The 381-nt window shown below is 58.5% G+C and carries 1 rRNA gene; it reads right to left on the minus strand.

What is annotated here, in order from left to right:
• Positions 1-381 (minus strand): 23S ribosomal RNA (locus ADK86_RS17165); the annotation flags it as partial.

A 381-nucleotide genomic window follows, 5' to 3' on the forward strand; every position in this document is an offset into this window, starting at 1 on the left:
GTTTAGGGTACGGGCCGCCATGAAACTCGCTAGAGGCTTTTCTCGACAGCATAGGATCATCCACTTCACCACAATCGGCTCGGCATCAGGTCTCACCCTCAAGTGTCATCCGGATTTGCCTGGATGACGGGCTACACCCTTACCCCGGGACAACCACCGCCCGGGCTGGACTACCTTCCTGCGTCACCCCATCACTCACCTACTACAAGTCTGGTTCGTCGGCTCCACCACTCCCCTACGCTCCGAAGAGCTCAGGGCGGCTTCACGGACTTAGCATCGCCTGATTCGATGTTTGGCGCTTCAAAGCGGGTACCGGAATATCAACCGGTTGTCCATCGACTACGCCTGTCGGCCTCGCCTTAGGTCCCGACTTACCCTGGG

It is taken from the genome of Streptomyces sp. NRRL F-5755 (assembly GCF_001279365.1).
GTDB lineage: Bacteria > Actinomycetota > Actinomycetes > Streptomycetales > Streptomycetaceae > Streptomyces > Streptomyces rimosus.